The organism is Streptomyces sp. ML-6 (assembly GCF_030116705.1).
Taxonomy (GTDB): domain Bacteria; phylum Actinomycetota; class Actinomycetes; order Streptomycetales; family Streptomycetaceae; genus Streptomyces.
In genome coordinates this window covers 72,098-91,362 of the sequence record NZ_JAOTIK010000005.1, presented here as the reverse complement: position 1 = coordinate 91,362, position 19,265 = coordinate 72,098, and the positions used below count along the sequence as shown (strand labels likewise).

General features: G+C 69.1%; 32 protein-coding genes. 17 read left to right on the top strand and 15 right to left on the bottom strand.

The window, feature by feature from the left end; genetic code table 11:
* The 4 genes from OCT49_RS39785 to OCT49_RS39770 form a co-directional block, all read left to right on the top strand.
* Positions 1 to 376 (top strand): cytidine/deoxycytidylate deaminase family protein (locus OCT49_RS39785; protein ID WP_283857065.1); only part of this gene is annotated, 376 nt, incomplete at its 5' end.
* A gap of 197 nt (positions 377 to 573) precedes the next feature.
* Positions 574 to 891 carry a hypothetical protein gene (locus tag OCT49_RS39780; RefSeq protein WP_283857064.1) on the top strand — a complete coding sequence of 106 codons (318 nt, stop codon included), beginning with the start codon at positions 574 to 576 and terminating at the stop codon, positions 889 to 891.
* A 211-nt stretch (positions 892 to 1,102) separates the two neighbouring features.
* Positions 1,103 to 2,545 carry a hypothetical protein gene (locus tag OCT49_RS39775; RefSeq protein WP_283857063.1) on the top strand — a complete coding sequence of 481 codons (1,443 nt, stop codon included), beginning with the start codon at positions 1,103 to 1,105 and terminating at the stop codon, positions 2,543 to 2,545.
* Between the two features lie 63 nt (positions 2,546 to 2,608).
* The gene (locus OCT49_RS39770; protein WP_283857062.1) at positions 2,609 to 3,430 is read left to right on the top strand and encodes a DUF6042 family protein; all 822 of its coding nucleotides are present in this window, start codon (positions 2,609 to 2,611) and stop codon (positions 3,428 to 3,430) included.
* Between the two features lie 4 nt (positions 3,431 to 3,434).
* On the opposite strand, the gene OCT49_RS39765 is transcribed toward OCT49_RS39770, so the two are convergent.
* From OCT49_RS39765 to OCT49_RS39750, 4 genes are all read right to left on the bottom strand, one after another.
* Positions 3,435 to 3,719, bottom strand: a complete 285-nt coding sequence (locus OCT49_RS39765; RefSeq protein ID WP_283857061.1) for a hypothetical protein — start codon at positions 3,717 to 3,719, stop codon at positions 3,435 to 3,437.
* 33 nt (positions 3,720 to 3,752) lie between these two features.
* Positions 3,753 to 3,917 carry a hypothetical protein gene (locus tag OCT49_RS39760; protein WP_283857060.1) on the bottom strand — a complete coding sequence of 55 codons (165 nt, stop codon included), beginning with the start codon at positions 3,915 to 3,917 and terminating at the stop codon, positions 3,753 to 3,755.
* 100 nt (positions 3,918 to 4,017) lie between these two features.
* Positions 4,018 to 4,968 (bottom strand): hypothetical protein, encoded by a 951-nt coding sequence (locus tag OCT49_RS39755; RefSeq protein ID WP_283857059.1) that lies wholly within the window; start codon positions 4,966 to 4,968, stop codon positions 4,018 to 4,020.
* Positions 4,969 to 5,261: 293 nt separating this feature from the next.
* On the bottom strand, positions 5,262 to 5,471 hold the full coding sequence (locus OCT49_RS39750) for a hypothetical protein (RefSeq protein ID WP_283857058.1): 210 nt from the start codon (positions 5,469 to 5,471) through the stop codon (positions 5,262 to 5,264).
* Between the two features lie 599 nt (positions 5,472 to 6,070).
* Between OCT49_RS39750 and OCT49_RS39745 the strand changes: the two genes are divergently transcribed.
* Genes OCT49_RS39745 through OCT49_RS39735 form a run of 3 tightly spaced genes read left to right on the top strand, consistent with a single transcriptional unit; the run spans position 6,071 to position 7,589 of the window.
* On the top strand, positions 6,071 to 6,508 hold the full coding sequence (locus OCT49_RS39745) for a hypothetical protein (protein ID WP_283857057.1): 438 nt from the start codon (positions 6,071 to 6,073) through the stop codon (positions 6,506 to 6,508).
* Positions 6,505 to 7,233, top strand: coding sequence for a bifunctional DNA primase/polymerase (locus tag OCT49_RS39740; protein WP_283857056.1), 729 nt, complete (start codon positions 6,505 to 6,507; stop codon positions 7,231 to 7,233). Before OCT49_RS39745 ends, OCT49_RS39740 begins: the two co-directional genes overlap by 4 nt.
* 8 nt (positions 7,234 to 7,241) lie before the next feature.
* Positions 7,242 to 7,589: a hypothetical protein gene (locus tag OCT49_RS39735; protein WP_283857055.1), complete on the top strand. Its 348-nt coding sequence runs from the start codon at positions 7,242 to 7,244 to the stop codon at positions 7,587 to 7,589.
* Between the two features lie 43 nt (positions 7,590 to 7,632).
* Here the strand turns inward: OCT49_RS39735 and OCT49_RS39730 are convergent, their stop codons facing one another.
* Complete coding sequence (locus OCT49_RS39730; RefSeq protein WP_283857054.1) at positions 7,633 to 7,938, bottom strand: hypothetical protein; 306 nt, start codon at positions 7,936 to 7,938, stop codon at positions 7,633 to 7,635.
* Between the two features lie 8 nt (positions 7,939 to 7,946).
* Positions 7,947 to 8,330, bottom strand: coding sequence for a hypothetical protein (locus OCT49_RS39725; protein ID WP_283857053.1), 384 nt, complete (start codon positions 8,328 to 8,330; stop codon positions 7,947 to 7,949).
* 405 nt (positions 8,331 to 8,735) lie between these two features.
* Between OCT49_RS39725 and OCT49_RS39720 the strand changes: the two genes are divergently transcribed.
* The 10 genes from OCT49_RS39720 (at position 8,736) to OCT49_RS39675 (ending at position 14,254) form a co-directional block, all read left to right on the top strand.
* The gene (locus OCT49_RS39720; protein WP_283857052.1) at positions 8,736 to 9,047 is read left to right on the top strand and encodes a MazG-like family protein; all 312 of its coding nucleotides are present in this window, start codon (positions 8,736 to 8,738) and stop codon (positions 9,045 to 9,047) included.
* Positions 9,048 to 9,118: 71 nt separating this feature from the next.
* A complete protein-coding gene (locus OCT49_RS39715; protein ID WP_283857051.1) occupies positions 9,119 to 9,388 on the top strand; it encodes a hypothetical protein in 270 nt (89 codons plus the stop codon).
* Entirely contained in the window at positions 9,385 to 9,675 is a 291-nt protein-coding gene (locus OCT49_RS39710) for a hypothetical protein (protein ID WP_283857050.1), read from the top strand. Before OCT49_RS39715 ends, OCT49_RS39710 begins: the two co-directional genes overlap by 4 nt.
* Positions 9,672 to 9,953, top strand: coding sequence for a hypothetical protein (locus OCT49_RS39705; RefSeq protein WP_283857049.1), 282 nt, complete (start codon positions 9,672 to 9,674; stop codon positions 9,951 to 9,953). The genes OCT49_RS39710 and OCT49_RS39705 overlap by 4 nt, the downstream gene beginning before the upstream one ends.
* On the top strand, positions 9,950 to 10,153 hold the full coding sequence (locus tag OCT49_RS39700) for an SH2 domain-containing protein (protein ID WP_283857048.1): 204 nt from the start codon (positions 9,950 to 9,952) through the stop codon (positions 10,151 to 10,153). Before OCT49_RS39705 ends, OCT49_RS39700 begins: the two co-directional genes overlap by 4 nt.
* Complete coding sequence (locus OCT49_RS39695) at positions 10,153 to 10,626, top strand: hypothetical protein (protein ID WP_283857047.1); 474 nt, start codon at positions 10,153 to 10,155, stop codon at positions 10,624 to 10,626. The genes OCT49_RS39700 and OCT49_RS39695 overlap by 1 nt, the downstream gene beginning before the upstream one ends.
* Positions 10,623 to 10,904, top strand: a complete 282-nt coding sequence (locus OCT49_RS39690) for a hypothetical protein (protein ID WP_283857046.1) — start codon at positions 10,623 to 10,625, stop codon at positions 10,902 to 10,904. Before OCT49_RS39695 ends, OCT49_RS39690 begins: the two co-directional genes overlap by 4 nt.
* Positions 10,905 to 11,367: 463 nt before the next feature.
* Positions 11,368 to 12,222 carry an MmyB family transcriptional regulator gene (locus OCT49_RS39685; RefSeq protein WP_283857045.1) on the top strand — a complete coding sequence of 285 codons (855 nt, stop codon included), beginning with the start codon at positions 11,368 to 11,370 and terminating at the stop codon, positions 12,220 to 12,222.
* 76 nt (positions 12,223 to 12,298) lie between these two features.
* A complete protein-coding gene (locus OCT49_RS39680; RefSeq protein ID WP_283857044.1) occupies positions 12,299 to 13,342 on the top strand; it encodes a type III polyketide synthase in 1,044 nt (347 codons plus the stop codon).
* A 171-nt stretch (positions 13,343 to 13,513) separates the two neighbouring features.
* Positions 13,514 to 14,254 carry an HNH endonuclease family protein gene (locus tag OCT49_RS39675; protein ID WP_283857043.1) on the top strand — a complete coding sequence of 247 codons (741 nt, stop codon included), beginning with the start codon at positions 13,514 to 13,516 and terminating at the stop codon, positions 14,252 to 14,254.
* A 44-nt stretch (positions 14,255 to 14,298) separates the two neighbouring features.
* Here OCT49_RS39675 and OCT49_RS39670 read toward each other — a convergent pair whose 3' ends face one another.
* The 9 genes from OCT49_RS39670 to OCT49_RS39630 all read right to left on the bottom strand — a co-directional run bounded on the left by OCT49_RS39670 (position 14,299) and on the right by OCT49_RS39630 (position 19,230).
* On the bottom strand, positions 14,299 to 15,171 hold the full coding sequence (locus OCT49_RS39670) for a hypothetical protein (protein WP_283857042.1): 873 nt from the start codon (positions 15,169 to 15,171) through the stop codon (positions 14,299 to 14,301).
* Complete coding sequence (locus OCT49_RS39665) at positions 15,168 to 15,731, bottom strand: hypothetical protein (protein ID WP_283857041.1); 564 nt, start codon at positions 15,729 to 15,731, stop codon at positions 15,168 to 15,170. The genes OCT49_RS39670 and OCT49_RS39665 overlap by 4 nt, the downstream gene beginning before the upstream one ends.
* Before the next feature lie 31 nt (positions 15,732 to 15,762).
* The gene (locus OCT49_RS39660) at positions 15,763 to 16,296 is read right to left on the bottom strand and encodes a helix-turn-helix domain-containing protein (RefSeq protein WP_283857040.1); all 534 of its coding nucleotides are present in this window, start codon (positions 16,294 to 16,296) and stop codon (positions 15,763 to 15,765) included.
* 164 nt (positions 16,297 to 16,460) lie between these two features.
* Positions 16,461 to 16,790: a DUF6233 domain-containing protein gene (locus OCT49_RS39655; protein ID WP_283857039.1), complete on the bottom strand. Its 330-nt coding sequence runs from the start codon at positions 16,788 to 16,790 to the stop codon at positions 16,461 to 16,463.
* A gap of 2 nt (positions 16,791 to 16,792) precedes the next feature.
* Positions 16,793 to 17,134 (bottom strand): DUF8825 domain-containing protein, encoded by a 342-nt coding sequence (locus tag OCT49_RS39650; RefSeq protein WP_283857038.1) that lies wholly within the window; start codon positions 17,132 to 17,134, stop codon positions 16,793 to 16,795.
* Between the two features lie 199 nt (positions 17,135 to 17,333).
* Positions 17,334 to 17,906 carry a nuclease-related domain-containing protein gene (locus OCT49_RS39645; protein ID WP_283857037.1) on the bottom strand — a complete coding sequence of 191 codons (573 nt, stop codon included), beginning with the start codon at positions 17,904 to 17,906 and terminating at the stop codon, positions 17,334 to 17,336.
* A gap of 102 nt (positions 17,907 to 18,008) precedes the next feature.
* Positions 18,009 to 18,596, bottom strand: a complete 588-nt coding sequence (locus tag OCT49_RS39640; protein ID WP_283857036.1) for a hypothetical protein — start codon at positions 18,594 to 18,596, stop codon at positions 18,009 to 18,011.
* On the bottom strand, positions 18,593 to 19,045 hold the full coding sequence (locus tag OCT49_RS39635) for a hypothetical protein (RefSeq protein WP_283857035.1): 453 nt from the start codon (positions 19,043 to 19,045) through the stop codon (positions 18,593 to 18,595). The genes OCT49_RS39640 and OCT49_RS39635 overlap by 4 nt, the downstream gene beginning before the upstream one ends.
* A complete protein-coding gene (locus tag OCT49_RS39630) occupies positions 19,042 to 19,230 on the bottom strand; it encodes a zinc finger domain-containing protein (protein WP_283857034.1) in 189 nt (62 codons plus the stop codon). Before OCT49_RS39630 ends, OCT49_RS39635 begins: the two co-directional genes overlap by 4 nt.
* Positions 19,231 to 19,265 lie beyond the last annotated feature (35 nt).

Here is a 19,265-nt window from a genome sequence, read left to right as displayed (position 1 = left end):
GGCATTCTCCGTGGGCGCCGTCATCGTCGACGCCGAGGGCGTGGAGGTGTCCCGTGGCTACTCCCGTGAGGGTGGCGACCCGCACGTGCACGCCGAAGAGGCGGCGCTTGCCAAGGCTGCCGGAGATCCGCGACTGATCGGGGCAACGGTGTACTCCAGCCTCGAGCCGTGCGCGCGACGCGCATCCCGTCCCCGCCCCTGCGCCCAGTTGCTCATCGACGCTGGGGTTCGTCGGGTGGTGACCGCGTGGCGGGAGCCCGACACGTTCGTGCCAGGTGCTGACGGCACGGAGATCCTCGAGGCGGCGGGCGTGACCGTCACCGAGCTGCCGGAGTTCAAGCGAGCAGCAATGGCACCGAACCAGCACCTGCTGTGAAGGGAGGAAAGACAGCAATGCGTAGTCCGCCGTGACAAGGCGGACGGCCGACCGGCACCACCCGGCCGACCGTCCTTTTGGCCGCAGTCCTGCGAAGACAGACGGCCCAGCACAGCCCACCAATGACGGAAGGACCTGTACGTGACAAGCGTATCGCCACTTCCCTTCGAGGGAAGTAATCCCCCCGGGGTGCGCCCATGACCGAGCGCAAGGACCCCGACTACATCTCGTTCACCGACGCCGCCAGCCTCATCGTTCGCCACGGCCTCGCGAGCAGCATGACCCCCCGCGGCCTCCGCTACATGGCCCACATCCGGGACAACGCGAAGCTACCTACAGAAGAGCGGTGGCCATTCGGTGACGAACCCGGCCAGGAGGCGTACCTGACTGCTGGCCGGACGCGGATGATGCGCACCGAGCGGCTGCTGGACTACCTCAGGAAGTACCCGCCGAGTGGTCGCGGTCCGGACAGAGGTCCACGCGCCGCTCCTGGCAGCACGTCGTCACCGGATTAGCCGGCCAGGAGTTCCACCGCCTGGTCCAGGAACGCGGAACGGCCGGGGAGCCAATGGCTCCGCCGGCCGCCTAAGCACAACAGCGGGTTGCCGCCCGCTGCACAGACACTCGCCCTCTTGAAAGCTGAGGTGTCCCCGTGAGGGTACCCGTAGCAGTCCATGTCACCGCAAGCCCACACAGCGTGATCGCCCGTACGGTGGGGGTGACAGCATGAGCCTGAACCCGGAAGCCCGTCGTGGCGACGTCCCCAACCACTCGGACGCAGAGGTCCTCGTCGAGCTGTATGGCCCGGATAACGATGGGTGGTACTCCTCTCGCATCCTCGACTGGATCTGCTTGTCCGACGACCTTCGCGACCCTGACACTCGGGGCTACCTGGTGCTGCGCGCTCTGGTCTACGAGAAGTACAAGAAGCCCGTCCGTAATCTCACGCTGTCGCTTCTGTGTGAGCTGATCCCAGGCCCGAACGGGAAGGCCAGCAGTCAAGGGCGTGTCCGGGGGATCCTCAAGGCGCTGTCTGACGTTGGTCTCGTCTCCACCCTGGAGGGAGGCCCCGTAAAGACCTCCTCCCGCGCCTCTGCGGCGGGTAAGCCGCTGCGTATCCGCATCAACGACATGCCGAAGGAGGGCTACTTGGGGTGGCGGAACGCTGAGGCCAAGCTCAAGTGGTTGCAGGCGGGCAAGCCCTTCATGGAGGCGGGTCAGAATTCTGACCCAGTGCCCGAGCCGGGCGAGGGTGAGACCGAAGCGGGTCAGAATTCTGACCCAAGGGGTTCGAATTCCGACCCGGACTCTGGGAGCGACCTGCGGAAACGTGAAGACCCACTGGTTCCTTCTATTGGTGCGAGCGATGCCCCTTCGGGGCGTAGCCCCGTGGACGGGCGTAGCCCTTCAACCTCAGGTAGTAGGACGCCCGAGGCTGAAGGCGGCTTCGCCGCGTCCGGCAAGACCAGCCCCTCCCCCACACCGAACGACGACACCTGCTGGCCGGCTCGAGGACAGAAGAGCGGCAGCAAGGCCAAGCACACCCGGGAGCAGCTGGCCCTGGTAGCTGCTGTGCGGGCGCACTTTCCTGCCGAGTTCGTCAAGGGTCTGCCGGATGTTCCGACGTTGTCTCAGGCGATCCTGGATGCCCTTGCGGGTGATGTTCCTGCCGCGGATCGCACGGTGGAGCAGCTTGGTGCCCGTATCCAGCAGCGGTGGGACCATCACGGGTGGGCGTCGAAGTTCTACGCCGGGGAGATCGACTCCCTTGTTGGTGCCGCGGTTGCGATGGTGCGGCCGTTGAAGGCCGGGGACCGGTACGGGTGTGCGAACCCGCGGTGTGATGCTGGCGCGGACGTGGACACGAAGGAGGAGTGCTCGACATGCCCGGAGCGGTTCGAAGCCCGCAAGGCGCAGCGCGCCCAGAAGCGCGGCCAGGAGCGCACCAGCGGGGCGAACTCGACCTTGGCGGGCCCTGTCTCGCCTGATGCAGCAATGCCGCCTCAGCGGGCCGTACAGCCTCGCGCCGTTCCGCTGCTGAAGGACTGCGGCAACGGCCTCTGCCCGGCGTCGATCCCTGCCGCAGGCGGCCCGCTCTGCCAGGACTGTGCCGCTGAAGCTGCGGAACGGAAGGACCTCGAGAACGCGGGCGCTCCCGCCCCGTTCTGACACCCTGTTCGGGTCGGCCCGTATAGGTCGACCCAAACAGGACCCGTAACCCCAGGGGAAACCATGACCACCGAACAGGCCACCGAGACCGCCTCCGAGGGCGGCATGGCCATGCATACCGACTGGTGGACGAGCGGATGGAATCATGTTCTGCCCCAGCACCAGGGCATGATGCTCTGCTTGATCTTCGGAACCGCTACCACGCGGGGCCTGGAAGGCGACCTTGACGGGGTCGTGCACGAGATCTTCGGTGACGAACTGCGCGGAGTCTTCCACAGCCTTGGCGAGAACCTCGACTCGCCCATCCTGTGGATCGACGAGGAAGAGGTGGAAGATGCGGAGAGCGAGGAAGAGAAGGACGAGCTGCGTGCCGCCGCGAAGGCACACGAGGCCACCCTCACCAGCGCTCTGCAGGCCGCCGGCATGACTGTGCCCGTCACCATCCGCGAGCTCGCCCACACGATGGTCGAACTTGGTATCGCCACCACGCGCGACGGCACCTGGAGCATGCCTGAGGTTCTACCGCGGCCCGACGATGTCCTGACCCTGCCGGACGACGTCCTTACACGTCTCCAAAGGATGCGTCAGTTCACTGACACCGAAGCAGCCGATCAGGCGATCGTCAGGCACCTCATCGAGGACCTGGACTACCCCGAAGAAGTGTTCACGTCTCTCGACCGGTTCGTAGCCATCACCGGCGAGGGCATTGACAAGGTCCGCGCCGCCCTGGACCAGCTGGTGGAGCTCGGCGATGCGCGGCTCTACCGGGGCGATCCGCAGGTCACAGTGGCGGCGAAGGACCTTCCTGCGCATGCCCGGTTTCATCTGGTACCTGACTGGGAGCGCTTCAACGAGCACCGCATGCACATCACGCGTGAGGGCTGACGTTCTACGCCAGGGCGGCCCGACCTGCGTCGGTCACCTCGACCAGGTCGGGCCGTTCACCGTTCGCGGGGTGCACCACCCTCACCAGATCGTTCTGCCACAGCTTGATGGACGCCCCGTACAAGTCGAACTGGTGGTCCCGCCACACCACCCGGTCCGGGTGCTCCTCGCCAACGCTCGCGTCGAAGTTCGGCGGGTACATCACATGAAAGAAGTCCGACATCGCGACCGGCTTGTCCGCCTCAGCGATCCGACGGAGCAGTTCGCGTTCGTCCTGGTTCAGCGTCATGGCAGTCAGCGTAGAGCGGCTGACCTAGAGGCGTCAGTCGGCCTCGGTCCAGGGCGGGTCCGGCGTGATGTTGGTAGCCCCGCAGTTCCAGCAGTCCCATTCCTCGGGTAACCGGTACTGCTCGGTCCAGAAGCCGGCCGGTTTCCCGTACACCACGCAGTCCGCATCACAACGCCAGCACTCGAACTCAAAGTTCACGCCGCACTTCTCCCCAGGACGGAGGGCCGCCACTCTTTGGAACAGCAGCCAGCTGCGCGAAGAGGGCGGCTATGCGTCGATGGTGGCTGGGCCAGGGGTGTCAGTCGGAGTCAGCGTCCGAGTCAGACGCCGCCCACCACGGATCCGGCCCCGCAACAGCCGGTGGCGGAGGCGTGCAGCCCGGGGAGCAGTAACGTGCCGGAACGTCCATGTCGATCCCGTACCGGAACTCCTTCTCGCACGCCACGCATGCCCCCGCCTCTTTCTGGATACGCCGGTACTCAGCCTCCGCGATCCGCCCAAGACGCAGCTGCTCACGGTCGATGGCCTGCCGCATCGCCAACGCGTCCTTGGGATCCCAGAACACTTCGTCGATCATGTCGTCCGGCTCGAAGCACGCATCGAGGAGAACGGACACCACCCGCGGGTAAGCCCCCTGGGCCACCGCTGCCCGAACGAGTACAGCAGCGCCCTCGGATCCCTCACGGCTTTCCGGGTCACGGCCGGCGTCTTCGGACTGGGCGTAACCCCAGTCGCGGGCCGTTTCGACCAGGACGCCGGGGTCGCATTCGGCCAGGTGGTCACGGCACCACGGGATCAGTTCGTTCTCCGGGTGGTACGAGCACCGCGCCTGTCGACAGAGCTCGTACACCGAGTCCTGCGTGATGATCAACTTGAAGCGGCGCTGACCACCGCTGCTGACCACTGCGGATTCCAGCGGAGACAGCGCCTCCAGGTGCAGCGGGGTGCCGCGTCCTTCCCGGGACAACTCGCCGGCGAGTTCCAGAACCGTTCCGAAGGGAATCGCTGCACCGAGGAGCTTGGACTGGAAGACGTCCGGGCCTTGGCATTTGTACTCCGGGCCCCATCCCCAGTCGACTGCCGCGGGGGGAAATGTGGCGCACTCGCTAAGGAGCTCCTGCAGGGTGAACGACTGACCGATCCGGTCGCCCGCCGGTTTGGACGTCAACCGGGCCGCCTTGGTGTAGCGCAGACCGGTGGCCTTCTGCGTCTCGCGCACGGCGGCCTTGCGCTTCTTGTCCCTGGTCACGACAGTCCTCCTACGGCATGCCCACGCCCATGCTGTAGCAAGGTCGTCAAGATGAAATGCCGCGTGAGTCCGAGACCCTTGTCCGCGCGCCGGGGCGTGGGTGCTTGTCCGGCCGGAACCCTGGCAGACGCGTGCTGCCGCCCGCCGACAGTAGCGCACCCTGAGCTGCTCCATGACCATGACGCTCGAGCCGGCTCCGCCTCGCGTGGCGCTCGGCAGCGTTGTACACCCCCCTGGGACGCCGCACAGCCACCCGGGCGCACCAGGGGCCGGCAGCATCCGGGCGCGGCCCCCTACGCCGCCGATCCTCTCCGGTGCTGGGCCTCATCCGGGTCACCGGCCGGCACGGTCGGCGAGTCGTCCTCACCCCGGGTCCGGCCCTCGACCAGGCCGTCGTACGCCCAGTCCTCGCAGCATCTCTCGCACCACCACTCCCCAGGAGCGACGTGCACCAGGTCGTCGAACACCGACAGGCTGTGGCACTTCCCGCAGGATCCGCCCATGCCCTCGACGGTCCGTCCCGGTTCCGCCCCCCGAGGAGGGGTCAGACGGGGCGCACAGGCGCTCAGGCCCAGCTCGGGACCTTCCCCTGCACCATGCGGCACGCGGGCCACGCAGGCCGCCCCGCAGGGCCTACCAGATGTGCGCTGGCGGTACGGTGTCCCCCGGCTGGGTCCTGACTCACCACCGATGATCGGCTTTTCACCCCAGCCCCTGTGCCCCCGGATCAGCGCTCTGGCCCGGGGGCACAGCCGCGCTACGACGCCAGCGTGACGCGTGCGGCCTGGTCGCAGAAGACCCCGGTGATTTCGGCGGATACCGCAGCGGCGTACTCGTCGACGACTGGCAGCCAGGAACGTACGACCAGTTGGACTGAACTCCTCGTGTTCTCACCCGGGCTGTCGGTGCGGTCCGCTACCGTGGGGGTGCGGCTGGTAGGCCGTGGGCCCGGCTTGAGGCCCGGTTCGTCTGGCCCAGACCGGACGAGCGCGCCAAAGGTGCTCCGCGCCGAGCCACCCTCCACGTCGTATCACCCTTGCTGGCCTCGCTCCGTGCGGCCGGTGGGTCTGGGATCACCGCGAGCCGCAGAAACGAGCTTGAGATGCCGAAGGACCACGCCCGTAAGAAGGCCCTCACCGCCATCAAGGACGAGCTGGGCGTCAAGCACGCCGACGCCATCGCGCTCCTGGACCACCCCGACGCCGACGAGCGGGAAACCCTGGAGCGGTACCTGGCGGAGTACATCGACATCAACACCTACGGCGAGGCCCTCGCCTACCTCCGCCAGCAGCAGGCCGACCCTCGCAACCAGCTCCTGTGCGAGCAGTGCGGCTGGACGAACTCCATGGTCTGCCCCGAGTGCGAGAAGGGCTGCGGGTGCGAGTACGGCTGCACCGGCTGGCGTCACCACGAGTACGCCCACGACGAGGACGACAGCGACTCCATCCCGTACGGCTGCGATGAGTGCGGCGCCGGCGGCAGCGGCGACCCGTACGGCGAGTGCTGCTGCTACGAGGACGAGGAGGAGCAGGCCGCATGACCGAGCGCGACGTTCAGGCCGTCATCGAGGCCAGCGACTACGTCCGCCACGGCGGCGTGACACGGCACGGAGGGTCGTACAGCACCTGCATCTGCCCCAAGGCCGCCTGCGGGGCCGTCGCCTCCGGAGACGAACGCGACGGCTGCCCCGAGCACAGCCTCAACCCGGCGCAGTACTGGCACTGGTCCGCCGAGTGCCCGCAGGTCCTGGCCGCCGCCCGCACGGCGGTCGACCGGGGCCTGGCCGTCATCCCGCTCCCGAGCGGCGGCCGCGTCCCCGAACCCGGGTGGCAGCGCCAAGCCACCCTGCTGCCCGAGCGGCTGCCCGAACTGCTCGCCGGACGGGGCGTCGGCATCGGCTGCCGGGCCTCCAACGTGGTCGTCCTGGACCTCGATGTCCACGGCGACGACGATGGCCCCGGCGTTCTCGCCGCCCTGGCCGACCGGCTCGGGGAGGCGGTGCCCGAGACGTTCACCGTGGCCACGCCGTCTGGGGGGCGGCACCTGTACTTCCGGGCGCCGATGGGCTGCACGATCGGCAGCGTGTCAGGCGGGCGCACGGCGCTCGGGCCCGGGATCGACGTCCGCGGCCCCGGCCGCCGAAGCGGCGGGTACCTAGTCGGCCCCGGCTCCGTTGTCGGTGGCCTGCCGTACACCATCGCCCACAACGTCCCCGTGGCGCCGCTGCCCGACTGGATCAGCCAACGACTCCGGGCCCAGCAGTAGGAGGACTTGTGCCCAGTGACCTGTTCGAGCGGATGGCTGCATGCGCCGAATGCCGGGAGCTCGCCGTCGACTACGGCATGTCCCTGACCGACTCCCGCCGCCCCGGCGCAGACCCGCGCCACTGGGAGCTGCGTCTCACCACGACCCGCATCGACCTTGACGATCACCTCATCGCCGCGCACCCCGCCTGGCTGCCCGACCGGCAGCCAGGCTGCGGCATCTGCGAGTCGTGGCGCGCGCACTACGCCATCGGCCCGATCGTGGAGCTCGAGGCGTGGCACCGGGCGGAGCATCTGTGCGAGCCGCTGCGGGAGATCTGCGTCCCCGGCCTCAACAAACTGGGCTTCCTCATGTGAGGCCCGCCGCGCGAGCGAGAGCCCTACGGTTGGGCCCTGGCCGCTACCGGGTCGCTGTCACCCACCGAATCCAGCTCATCAGGCCCTGCGCTGCGGCTTGCTGCCGCGTCGGCCACTTCTCCCGTGTCCCGGTCGGGCCGAGTGCGGCGAGGTGCCACTTCCACCCGTCCCGGCCGCTACGCGACGAGCCCCCGTACGACGGCGTCACCACCACCAAGAGCGTGCCGTCTTCCGCAACCACGTTCCAGGCATGGCTGGTCGACCAGTCGCCGGCCTTCACCAGCTGCGCCGCATCAGCAATAGACCGCGCTTCTGTCGCGCTGAGCCGCTTCGGTCGTCCGGTAGTCATGCCCTGGATCATCCCAGGTCGACGACAGCCCAGATTCGGCGCCCGTCCGGCCCGGTGTCCGTACCGCACCCCGTCACCCCGGACACCGCAGTGATCTGGTGCAAGACGTCATCACCGCCGGAGGCGTGACCAGGCGTGAGGCCCGCCTGGTGGGAGAGGGCAAGGATGCACGCCTGACCGTCCTGGTCCGACAGGTGTACGGACACCCTCGCCCCGCCGTCGACGACCGCCGCCTCGACGAGCAACGTTGCCACCGTCTCCACCGCGGTGACCGTGCCCGGGGCCAGCCGGTACCGCCACTTCCCCAGCTGTCCCAGCACCGCGGTCCGGGCCTTCCCTGCCGCCCACGGCGCGGACTCCAGCTTCCAGTTCACACCGCGCCGGTTCCGCATGCCCACACCCCGCCGCGCTGTCCGCACCAAGGAGGCCGGCCCGTTCGCGGGGGCGTCCGCCGTTTCCGGGCGGGGCGGCGAGACAGGTTTCTTCGGAGGGGGTGGGGTCTTCGGCGGGTATGACGGCGGCGTCGGGCTGGTTTCCACGGGCAGTGACACGGGGCCTCCAAGGGTCGGGGCGCGGGCCGTCCGTTTCAGCGTAGGCGCGGCATGGGCGGCAGGGGCCGGTTCCGGCAGATGAGACCTGATGGTGCACGAGATGGGCCTCACCGCACCCATTTTCCTATGGCGTACGCAATGTGAATTGGGGTAGAGTGAACCCCGCCCAGCAACAGACCAGGGGCAGCAATCAGCCCGCCCAGCGCCACCCTGAAACCAGACCAGCACCCACCCACCGGAGCCTTAATGACCGACCACTGGACCACCATCCACGAACTCGTCGCCTGGCTCGACCAGCAGAACGGCCGCACCAACCAGGAGATCACCCTCCGCCTCCTCAAGCTCACCGAGGAGGCCGGCGAGGTCGCGCAGGCATGGATCGGCCACACCGGGCAGAACCCCCGCAAGGGCATCACCCACACCCGCGATGACGTCGCCGACGAACTCTGCGACGTGATCGTCACCGCAGCCGTCGCCCTGACCTCCCTCACGGACGACCCGGCCGGGCACCTGGACGCCAAGATCCGCCAGATCGCTGGCCGGCCCCGAACCCCGTGACCAGCAGTACGCCCGCCCGGGTCGTAGCCGGGCGGGCGCACCCCCAACCTACCCACCACTAGGAGGACCCCGTGACTGACCACAAGCCCGAGACCTGGTTCCACGAAGCCGGTAGCGACCACTGCCCGCACGGCGCCGAGCCCGACCGGCACAGCGACGCCTGGAACACCTGGGCCGAGCACCACACCGGCACCCCACAGGACATCTTCATCTGCCTCGACGCCCCCATCGGCCCGTGCTGCTCCGCCTGCTCCGAGGAGTTCGACGAGCCCATTTCGTGGGAGCACTGCACCCAGCGCACTACCGCCGCCCCCGCCGTGACCGAGGAGCCGGGCCGATGAGCACGCCCGCCGCCGAACTCCAGGCCGCTGCCGTCGAGATGATCCGCCGCATCTGCCCCGCGCACCTCGATCGCGACGAGTACAGCCGCCTGCTCGCCGGACACTTCGTCGCCCACCGGGCCGCAGTGCTCCGCGAGGCCGCCGATGCCGTACTCGACGTGATCGGCACTGAGGCCCGGCTGCCGCAGACGATCAGCGGCGTGTACCGCGCATCAGACCGCCTCCGCCGCATGGCCGACGAGGCGCAGCAGGCCGCCCCCGCCGTGACCGAGGAGCCGGGCCGATGACTATGCCCCACGAACTCGCCGACCGCGAGCAGCAGATGCGCGCCAACCTGGAGACCGGATTCACCGACCAGGAGTGGGCAGTCGGCATGGTCCTCTGCCCGGCCCGAGAGAAGTGCACCAGCCCCGCGGGGATGCGAGCTCTGTTCAAGCCGCTGACGAACGGGCGGCTGCCGATGCACCGCGACTGGCTCGGCAAGGTCTGTGCCGGGGCGAACAAGAAGCCGACCACCCCGCCGCTGCAGCTGCGTTCCGCCGTGACCGAGGAGCCGAGCCGATGAGCGCCCACCCGCTGGGTGTCGAGATCGCCTGCGACGGGCCCTCCGGCCGCGACGGCTGCCCGTGCAACGCCGCCGTGCGCGCCCAGTTCACGTCCCGGACCGCCCGGCAGGTACGCGCCGACGGACGCCGAGACGGCTGGAAGACCCGACCCGGCGGCCGCGACCTCTGCCCCGACTGCGCCACCAAGGAGCCGACCTGATGACTGACCCGACCATCACTGACCTGCGCCGCGAACTGGAGAAGGCGTACCAAGCCCTTGACGCGGCGGAGCAACACCTTGCCCGGCACGCCGAGATGAACGCCGCCCTCCACTGCTCGGACCGCGTCATGTACTCCCCACTGCACGCCAAGGTCGCCACCACCATGGCAGGCATCGAGCATGCCCTCGACCGCACACAGCCCACCACCACGGCGGCTGAGCCGGAACATACTGATGCCAACTGCCCGTGGGTCGGGATCCTCGCCGACCTCGACCGCTGCCAGCACGGCCGCCACCACGGCGACGCATGCGGACCCGCCGACGACTGCACCGGCACATCTGCTGGCAACCCACACCTGCGCCCCGGCACGGTCATCGGCTACGCCATGCGCCGCGACCCCATCGTCCTGCCTGACCGCAACCACAAGCACGACCCCGCCGCGTGGCGAACCACCGAGGAGCCGACCCGATGAGCCTCACTCTTGCCGTCCTGGCCGCGCTCATTGCCGGGTACGGGCTTGGCCGCTGGCAGCCCTACGGCCGCCTCGCCGAATGGACCAACTGGCAACTCCGCTTCCACCTCGGCCGATGGACCAGCCGCCCCCGACAAGCCACCCTCTTCGCCCTGCTGATGCTCACCGACCCCGTCGGCACCCTCCACGCGTGGCGACACCGCTACGACCCGCCCCTGCCGAAGTCTCCGCCCCTCCATATCCGCACCGACCACACCAGCGAGGAGACGACCCGATGAGCGACCGAAGCGACCGTGACCACCTGCTGCACCTGTAACAACTGCGGCCAGCCGTGGCCATGCGAGATCACCCGAGCCCTCGACGGGCCGCACACCGGGGTCCGGCCTGACGGTAAGCCGTGAATATCTGACGGTCCGTAAATCTCAACCCAAAGCCTTGGGGAGAATGGCAGGGAGAGCGCGAACAGTGCCAGGCTGCGAAGTTTCCGACCACACACATCGGAATACCGGCACCGCTCTCACGCTCACCCCAGTACCTGTGCCACGGGATGTGCGGCTCCCGTACTGCGGCAAATCAAACCGGCCGACCAGCAGGAAACCTGCTGGTCGTGACCGCGTCCCGCACATCATGACGCACACTCACCCCGGAAATCTTCGGGCACTTTTTATTACGAAACCCGGCATGACTATTTAGACTCCGACGGGTTCAACACGGCAACACCACGGGGGGATTGTCTACACAATGCACAAAAAGTCGCTACGTCAGTTCCTGAGAGACCGGCGCGCCCGCATCACCCCGGAATCCGTCGGCCTCACCCGTCCCACCGGGCAGGGCCGCCGCGCCGCCGGCCTGTCCCAACAACAGGTCGACCAGCTCCTCGGACGCGGCATCCACACCTGCAACCGCCTCGAGACCGGCCGCTACCCCAACCCCCCGGCCGACCTCCTGCGCGACCTCGCAACCCTCTACCGCCTCGACGAACACGAATGGGTCATGCTCCACCGGTACGCCCTCGAGCAGGACCCGCCCGCACCGCTCCGCCCCGAGTCCGGGTACCAGGTCACCGGGGCGTGGCAGGAAGCCGTCGACGGAGTCGGGCACATGGCGTACGTGTCCGACGCGGCGTGGCACATCCTCGCCCACAACCAGTCCCTGACCGGCATGTTCCCCTCCCGCCGGGTGCCGGAGAACCTCCTGCGGTGGATGTGCCTGTCCGGCGAGGCCCGTACCGTCCTCGCGGACTGGGCGAACGCGTGGGCGCCCCGCGTCCTGCCCCAGCTGCGGGCCGCGCTCGCCGCCCGCCGAGACCCCTGCCTCCAGCAGCTCGAGCAGGACATCCTCAACGACCCGGTCGCCGGCCCCCTGTACGAGGCCCCCGGGATCGGTGTCGTGAACCACCCCGACGGCGACGAACGCCCCATGAACCACCCCGTGCACGGGCCCGGGTGGGTGACCATGTGCTCCGCGTCCCCGGACTCCAGCCCCGGCGCCCGCCTCATGATCCTCGTGTTCCGGCAAGGCCCCCGCCGCACCGTGCCGCGCCAGGTCCTCCGCTGCGACCACACCCGCATCACGGACCCCACCAACCCCACGTAAACCAGCCAGGGGCAGCGTTTCAGCCACCCGGGGCTAGGTTGGGCGAACCCTTGCCCCCTGGCCCCGCGGAGGACCCGTGCCCGCCCACGTCACCGCCCCCCACGTCGTACTCCCCGCCCACAAAGTCACCACCGACGAAATCCTCGACGACATCCGCACCCACCACCCCGACCACCCCCGCCTTCCCGTCATCCTCCGAGCCATACAGAACTGCGGCGTCGACAGCAGACACTTCACCAGAACCCTGAACTCCCCCACCGTCGCCGGGAACGCCGACGTTCACGAACGCACCACCGCCGCGTTCGAGGACTGCCTGGCCATGGCCACCGACGCCGCCACCCGCGCCATCACCGCAGCCGGCCTCCACCCCGACCAGATCGACACGATCGTCACCTCCCACGCCACCGGCTGGGCCGTCCCCAACCTCGACGTGCGCCTCATCCACGCCCTCGGCCTCCGCCCGACCATCCGCCGCATCCCCATGACGACCCTCGCCTGCGCCGGCGGCGCCCAGTCCCTCATCCGGGCCACCGACCAGATCACCGCACGCCCCGACGACGTCGCCCTCGTCGTCGTCACAGAGGCTCTGTCGACGACGTACAACCACGCCGACACATCGGTCCCGTCGATGATCTACAAGGCGCTGTTCGGTGACTCCGCCGCCGCGGCCCTCGTCACCGGCCACCAGCTCGAGCCCGGCCTCCGAATCGACGACACCTTCGAGCACTGGCTTCCCGGAAGCCTCGACCGCTACCAAGGCCGCATCGACAAGACGGGCGTGCACTTCGACTCCGACCGCCGCGCCCCCACCACCGCCGCCCAGGCCATACCCGCCGTCCTCAACTGGCTGGGCGCCGACACCCTCCTCGACTTCGCGGTCATCCACCCCGGCAGCCCCGGCATCATCCACGACGTAGCCACCGCCGTCGGCCTCGACGACATCGACGCCCACCACTCCTACGCGTCCCTCGCCGAGAACGGGAACCTCGGCGGCGCATCGGTGCTCGATGTCCTCGCCCGCACACACACCACCCCGCCGGCACCCGGAACAGAAGGACTCCTCGTCGCCTTCGGCCCTGGCTTCACCACCGCGGCCATCCGCGGCACCTGGCACGCCTGAACCCCAGCCGTTGTCAGACCCTCGTGCGACGCTGTACCAGCCCGGCGGTGACCTCACCTCGAAGCCGATGCCACCGCCGGGCGACGACCAGCACACATGACCGCCTGTCAGGCTCCCATTACCAGCTGGGATCATGGAGGCTCATCAGCCCCGACCAAGCTGGAGACCTCTGTGTCCGTACGCCGCCTCCTCCCGATCGCCGCTGCCGTGCTTGCGGCCTCGCTCACCGCGTGCAATCCCAGCGCCGCGAACGAGTCCGACTCGAAGCCTTCAACCGACGCGTCCGCCAGTGCCTCCGCCGAGGCCAGCCCTTCTGCGGCCGCAGACGCTCCGGCCGATGGAAGCGGCCTGTCCCTCACCGCATCCATCGCGAAGATCCCAGCCGCTGATGAGGTACGCGACGGGTACAAGCGCGACAGCTTCAAGCACTGGATCGACGAAGACAGCGACTCGTGCTCGACCCGCAACGAGGTCCTGCTCGCCGAAGCGGTCAAGGCCCCGGAGCAGGGTGCCCGGTGCGCGCTGACTGGAGGTGAGTGGCTGTCGTACTACGACGAGGCCACGGTCACCGCGGCGGGCAAGCTCGACATCGACCACATGGTCCCGCTGGCGGAGGCCTGGGACAGCGGCGCCTCGGCGTGGGACGCGGACCGGCGCATGCGCTACGCCAACGACCTGGACGCCGACCGTAGCCTCGTCGCAGTGACCGCGAAGACGAACCGGTCCAAGGCCGACAAGGACCCGAGCGAATGGATGCCGCCGGCGAAGTCCGCGCAGTGCACCTACCTCGCCGACTGGACCGCCACGAAACTCCGCTGGAAGCTCACCGCGGACGACAAGGAACGCGCCGCCCTGGAGAAGCTCGCGGTGGACTGCACGGACACGGTCGTGAAGTACGAAGTCGCACCGTAACGTGAACCCGCCGGGGCCCCGTACCACCTGGGGCCGGGGCCCGGTCATCGGCGCCATACATTGACCTGCTCTGTTTTCAACAGAGGAGCCCCCTCGGGTCCCTTGATATGCGCTGGCACCCAAACCTTCCGGTGCTCCTGAACAGACGGTCGCCAGGCGTTCCGCCAGTGCCCGGAGACCACCCACCGGTGCCGGAAGCGCTGGCCGCCGGTTCCCGCATCCGGGTCACGGTCCTGCGGGGTGTACTGGCGGCGCAGGTCCACGATGCTCACCTCGGGGGCACGAAGTCCGTCCCGGGCGTAGGCCCTGGCGGTGGGCTTGTCCGCGCGCTCCCGCGTCCGGTCGATGAGCAGTGGCTGCTGCATCATCAGCCACGCAGCCGCCAGTGCCGCCACCACCGGCTGCGGAAGCTGCGGGTCGATTTCCGCGAGCGACAGCGGTTCCGTGGTGATCGGGATGGTCGCCCCGTAGATCGGGATCAGCGGCGGAATCTGTTCCGTGACGACCGTGTAGCGGCCGATCCTCTCCACTTCGGAGGCAAGCCGGCTGCGGGACATCAGCAGCCAGAGCAGCATCTCGCCCTCGTAAGGGCCCCACGCACACGCCTCGACCGGGATCTGCACCCCCTGGGCGTCCATGTGCCCGATGCCGTCTTCCCAGAACAGCAGGCCGCAGGGGGAAGGCCGGTCCGCGGTCGCCCACCGGGCGGCGGCCAGCTGCCCGCCCGAGTGCATGGCCAGAGCTGCCATGTCCTGCCCGACCCAGAACAGATCGCCCACCTCCATGCTGGAAGCCAGCGCGTCCAGGCCCTTGGTGACGTCCTGACCGGTTTTCGCGCGCAGCGGGTAACTGGAGTCGTTGAGGTGTCGTAGCGTCTGTCGTCGCAGCCGCGGGAGCTGCGATGGCCGGACCGTCACGCCGTGGTCCTCTCGGTGCGGTTGCCCTTCCCCGGGCGCTTGGCCAGGGCTTCCCGGACCTCACCGGCACGGTAGTAGGACTGGATGCGACCCGACTCCGCGTTCGGCCCGTGGTAGAACGCCTTCACGCCGAGGCGGGACATGGTGCGAGACGCGGCCTTGGCCGGCTCCTTCGCCGTCGACTGCAGCTCGTCCCGTCCGATGTCCTCCAGAGTGAGCGGGTCGTAGTGGTCGACGATCTCCCCCAGGTCGATGTCCTCGACGCAGGCGGCGATGTCCAGGCTGCCGCGCTCGTCGGTGGGGTAGTCGTCGAACTCGCCGTCCTCGGGCTCCCAGGGGCCGATGAACTCGTCCCCGCACAGCGACACGTCGGCCGGGAGCGCGTCCTCGATCGCGGCACGGTAGGCCCGCTTGATGTCATCCAGGGCCCCGGATGCTTCCAGCAGGTCCCGCCACTCGGGGTCGCCGCCGTTGATGAAGTCGAGGACGTCGGCGTCGGGGCTGGTGCTGTAGGTGCTGACGCGGTTGGTCCAGGTGCCGTAGCTGGTGGTCGTGGTCATGAGGGTGTTCTCCTTCGGGATGAGTGGTCTGTCAGAGGGCGGCGACGGCGGCGCGGACGCCGGCGGAGATCCGGGCGACGAGGTTGACCTGGTTGCGCTCGCCGTTCAGGTAGCGGATCTCGTAGGCGTCAGCACCGTGGTGCTGGACGTACAGGTGGCCGTCGGTGACGTCGAAGTAGACCTTGCTGACGGCGTTGATAAGGCCGTAGGCCCGGCCGTTGGCGATGCCGCGGCCGCCGAGAGAGGCGGAGGAGATGTTGCCGGTGTTGTACCGGGTGACCTCGATGCCGGCGTACTGGTGCCAGTCGTTGAGGTAGATCCGGTGGTAGCCGCCGCGGATCCACTCGTTGCCGCCGATGGCCTTGATGTTGTCGGCGGTGAGGACGACCTTCTTGGCCTTGCGGGCGGTGCGGCGGGCGCCGATCTCGATGCGGCGGGCGAGGGAGGCGGCGTCGATGACCCACCGGCCGGCGGTCTTGGTCGCGGCGATGATGCCGCGGCGGGCCCAGTCGCGGATGGTGGCGACGGTGACCTTGGCGGTCTCGGCGGCGGCGGTGGTGTTCATCGGGTTCCCCTCTCCCTTGCGATAACTCCATAATGCCGTACGTACAGCATTATGCCAAGGGGGGTCACCCGAAAGAATGACGACCGATCAGAAACCCCAGGCCAACGCAACGACCACCCACGAACTCGCCCCACACGGACCACCGCCCGGCGGCCCGAACGGCCCTACCCGTTGCTCAGCCCCGTCTCAAGCCTGCAGATCTGGCACGCCTCGATGTCAGGCTCCGCCAACGCAATCAACGCTTCCTCATGGTCAAGGAATCCACCCCCGACCGGATACAGGGCACAGTCCCCGCGGTGCACCAGAGCTGCCGACGAGGACCGCTGCGGCTGGATCTTCCACCGCAGCGCGGCATGCGCCTGCTCCCGGCGCCGCCGTTCCTGCTCCTCCTTGATCTCCAGTTCCCGGATCCGGCCCCGGACCTGACGCAACTGCCACTCCAGCCAGTCGGCCAGGGCCCTGTTCTTGTCCAGGTCGGATATGCCGCCGGACATGGCTACGCCTCGGCCGACTCGTGGGCGTGCTTGAGCGCCATGCGGGCCTCGACACGGTCGCTGGCGTCAACGGAGTCCCAGAAGGGGTGCGCGGACACGGCGATGCTGAGCTCCAGCAGCCGGGCGCGGAAGCGGGCGACCTCCTCGGCCTGTGCCTCGGTGTAGCCGGGACTGTCCGCCTTGCCGGATCGGTAGCTGCTATGGAGTTGCTTGTCGCTCTCCCAGCCGGGCATCGGCTCGGCCGACCAGGGGAGGTTCTTGGCGTACTGCTCGTAGGCGGCGCGGGTCTCGAGGAGATCGGCCTGGGCTGCGCGTAGATCGTCGGGAAAGTCGTACTTGGGCACCCGCAGATGCTACGTCCGTTCGAATGCCAGGCACGAATGGCGCGCCACGCACCCCCACCACAGTCGTCGGCGCAGCCCGCCTGCCACACTGGCCATGGCCCGTCGTGTCACCCCCGTCGCGACGGGCCCCCGAACGCACGGAAGCGGCCCACCATCCCTCAGGATGATGGGCCGCTCCGGCGCTACCCGTGCGTGCGGTTCAGGGCTGCTCCGTGTACGGGCGGAGTACGGAATCCACCCTCTGCACCAGCTGCGCCGCACGCCGCGGATCGCGTGCCCCTCGTACCGCACTTGCCAGCCGGGGTACCAGCAGCTCCGTGCCCAGCACCCACACCGTGCCGCCCGGCACCGGGGCCTCGAACCCGCCGCCGGCCACCGGGGAGCCGTGGACGACGAGGAGCGGCAGCACCAGCACCCCGGGCAGGACCTTCCCGACCGCCTGCGCGTACCCGGAGACCTTCACGACCTGGTCGTGCCGGTCCTCCGCCCCGCAGCACACCCGGCCACCGACCAGACCCGTGGGCCGGCCGCGGTGCCAGTTCTTCGTGTCCAGCACCACCACCGCTGTCCCGCACGGCGACACCAGGATGTGGTCGACGTTGAACCGGCGCCCGGCTAATCGGAGGTCGTGCCGTACGCGCCAGATCGGGCGGCGCAGCACACGTCGCACCCACCACCAGCGGCCGTCGAGCCGACGCAGCAGGCGGGCCGTGGCCGCCTCCCCAACAGCGCCGTGCACCCACCGGCCCGCACGGGCGTCCGCCTGCCGCATCGCGGCTGTACGGACCCCCCCACAAGGCCAGCACGCGGCGCCATCCTTGCCGCGGCCGCGCCCGGATCGCACGAGCCTGACGGGCCGCCGAATTCCCGGGGGTCACAGGGAATCCCCAAGACGTCGCGACCGCGCCTCCAGGCCGGCCTGCTCAGCCGTCAGCCCGAAGTACTGGCCCAACTCGATCCACACAGCACTCCACGTACGGGCCTCCCGGATGCGCCCCAGAGTGCGCTGCGCGGCCTCCAGGGTCTGGCGCTGCAAGTTCAGGGCAGCGACCGTAGCGACCCGCGCCTGCTCCTTCGCCTCGTGTGTCTGGTCGACCAGGCGCCGGTTCTCGTTCTCCAAGTGAACAGCCCAGCGCCGGGCACGATCCCGCTCATCCTCGGTATCCGCTAGACGCTTCCGCAGCACGTCCGGGTCGTCGTCCTCGGGCCGGTACCCAGGGGCCAGCATCCGCTCGTACCGGGGCTGGTAGGCCAAGCACTCCGGGCACGTCACCGTGGCCTTCATGAGCGGCCCCTGCTGGGTGGAGAGACCGCAGATCGCCATCCCGGTCACCCAAGCCTGGAGCGCTGGCATCCACTGGTACACGGACAGGTGGATCAGGTCGGGCTGGCCCGGCAGATTGAGGCGGGCCACGGGCACCAGGTACCGGCGCTCCCGGTCCTTGGAGGTCTCCTCAGTCACTTCCCACCCCCGGCAACAACCGCAGCGACAGCAATCCAGCCCTTGTGCCAGGCCTGGTCCAGCAGCGGGCCGGCGCCAGGGTCACGCTCTAGCCAGCCGGTGTGTCCGGTGCGGCGGGCGAATCGGACGAGCGCGGTGGACGGGCCGTTCTCACGCCACCGGCCGCCGGATCGGTCGGCGATGTAGTGCGTCCCGGCGGAAACGGCCAAGGCCAGGGCTGCACGCCGCCAGTCCAGTCCGAGGCGCAGCGTCCGGTCGGCTGCGTACAAGGCCAGTGCTTGCGCCGCCGTGTACGAGGCGACGTGGCGCGCGCACGCGGCCCTGCCCTCCCAGCCATGACGGCCCTTCGCGACAGCCTCGGCGTCACGCTGCCCCCAGTAGTCGGCGACCTCGTGTGAGGCGGTCATGGCCGCGTAGGCGGCCGTTGCACGTACGGCTGTGGTGGTCATGCGACGCCTCCGGCGGTCTTGGCGGGGAACTGGCGGCTGTACTCGGCGGTGCGACGGTGGTGGACGCGCCCGGTGGGGAGTTGGCTGCCGCGCTTGTCGTAGCAGAACGCGCCCGGGACGCTGCCGCAGTGCGGGCAGGTGACCATGAGGGCTCGGGTGTAAACGGTGGGCTCGCGGTGGGTCATGCTGCGGTCTCCTTCGGTCTCCATAGATGTGACGG

What these genes read in the sequence shown, in the direction of transcription:
- OCT49_RS39750 (WP_283857058.1), bottom strand. Translation starts at nt 5,471, where the DNA reads ATGGGCGGATCCTGCGGGAAGTGCCACAGCCTGTCGGTGTTCGACGAC.
- OCT49_RS39665 (WP_283857041.1), bottom strand. Translation starts at nt 15,731, where the DNA reads ATGACCACGACCACCAGCTACGGCACCTGGACCAACCGCGTCAGCACC.
- OCT49_RS39705 (WP_283857049.1), top strand. Translation starts at nt 9,672, where the DNA reads ATGACTATGCCCCACGAACTCGCCGACCGCGAGCAGCAGATGCGCGCC.
- OCT49_RS39685 (WP_283857045.1), top strand. Translation starts at nt 11,368, where the DNA reads ATGCACAAAAAGTCGCTACGTCAGTTCCTGAGAGACCGGCGCGCCCGC.
- OCT49_RS39780 (WP_283857064.1), top strand. Translation starts at nt 574, where the DNA reads ATGACCGAGCGCAAGGACCCCGACTACATCTCGTTCACCGACGCCGCC.
- OCT49_RS39775 (WP_283857063.1), top strand. Translation starts at nt 1,103, where the DNA reads ATGAGCCTGAACCCGGAAGCCCGTCGTGGCGACGTCCCCAACCACTCG.
- OCT49_RS39720 (WP_283857052.1), top strand. Translation starts at nt 8,736, where the DNA reads ATGACCGACCACTGGACCACCATCCACGAACTCGTCGCCTGGCTCGAC.
- OCT49_RS39690 (WP_283857046.1), top strand. Translation starts at nt 10,623, where the DNA reads ATGAGCCTCACTCTTGCCGTCCTGGCCGCGCTCATTGCCGGGTACGGG.
- OCT49_RS39770 (WP_283857062.1), top strand. Translation starts at nt 2,609, where the DNA reads ATGACCACCGAACAGGCCACCGAGACCGCCTCCGAGGGCGGCATGGCC.
- OCT49_RS39630 (WP_283857034.1), bottom strand. Translation starts at nt 19,230, where the DNA reads ATGACCCACCGCGAGCCCACCGTTTACACCCGAGCCCTCATGGTCACC.
- OCT49_RS39660 (WP_283857040.1), bottom strand. Translation starts at nt 16,296, where the DNA reads ATGAACACCACCGCCGCCGCCGAGACCGCCAAGGTCACCGTCGCCACC.
- OCT49_RS39700 (WP_283857048.1), top strand. Translation starts at nt 9,950, where the DNA reads ATGAGCGCCCACCCGCTGGGTGTCGAGATCGCCTGCGACGGGCCCTCC.
- OCT49_RS39740 (WP_283857056.1), top strand. Translation starts at nt 6,505, where the DNA reads ATGACCGAGCGCGACGTTCAGGCCGTCATCGAGGCCAGCGACTACGTC.
- OCT49_RS39725 (WP_283857053.1), bottom strand. Translation starts at nt 8,330, where the DNA reads ATGCGGAACCGGCGCGGTGTGAACTGGAAGCTGGAGTCCGCGCCGTGG.
- OCT49_RS39710 (WP_283857050.1), top strand. Translation starts at nt 9,385, where the DNA reads ATGAGCACGCCCGCCGCCGAACTCCAGGCCGCTGCCGTCGAGATGATC.
- OCT49_RS39635 (WP_283857035.1), bottom strand. Translation starts at nt 19,045, where the DNA reads ATGACCACCACAGCCGTACGTGCAACGGCCGCCTACGCGGCCATGACC.
- OCT49_RS39645 (WP_283857037.1), bottom strand. Translation starts at nt 17,906, where the DNA reads ATGCGGCAGGCGGACGCCCGTGCGGGCCGGTGGGTGCACGGCGCTGTT.
- OCT49_RS39745 (WP_283857057.1), top strand. Translation starts at nt 6,071, where the DNA reads ATGCCGAAGGACCACGCCCGTAAGAAGGCCCTCACCGCCATCAAGGAC.
- OCT49_RS39655 (WP_283857039.1), bottom strand. Translation starts at nt 16,790, where the DNA reads ATGTCCGGCGGCATATCCGACCTGGACAAGAACAGGGCCCTGGCCGAC.
- OCT49_RS39695 (WP_283857047.1), top strand. Translation starts at nt 10,153, where the DNA reads ATGACTGACCCGACCATCACTGACCTGCGCCGCGAACTGGAGAAGGCG.
- OCT49_RS39765 (WP_283857061.1), bottom strand. Translation starts at nt 3,719, where the DNA reads ATGACGCTGAACCAGGACGAACGCGAACTGCTCCGTCGGATCGCTGAG.
- OCT49_RS39730 (WP_283857054.1), bottom strand. Translation starts at nt 7,938, where the DNA reads ATGACTACCGGACGACCGAAGCGGCTCAGCGCGACAGAAGCGCGGTCT.